At 61.8% G+C, this 267-nt stretch carries 1 pseudogene; it reads left to right on the top strand.

Annotated elements, in window-relative coordinates:
* Positions 1 to 179 (top strand): annotated as a pseudogene (hcp1, locus tag ACW5W7_RS21355) (type VI secretion system effector Hcp1); the annotation flags it as partial.
* Positions 180 to 267 lie beyond the last annotated feature (88 nt).

The raw sequence follows: 267 nt of genomic DNA, 5'->3' as shown, positions 1-267 counted from the left end.
TGCTGACCGATGCCACCATCGTCGACATCGACTGCCAGATGCCCCACTGCCAGGATCCGGCGAAGGCTGACTTCACCCAGCTGATCCAGGTCTCCCTGGCCTATCGCAAGATTGACTGGGAGCACACCGTCGCCGGCACCTCCGGTGCGGACGACTGGCGCGCGCCGATCGAGGCTTGATGCCTGCAAGGAGCACCCCATGGGTGCTCCTTGTTTTGTGTGCCGCAGAGCCTGATGAAGCTCAAAACCCCGCTTGCTTAACTCCTCA

Source organism: Aeromonas intestinalis (assembly GCF_054052485.1).
This window is presented reverse-complemented; position numbering and strand designations above follow the sequence as displayed.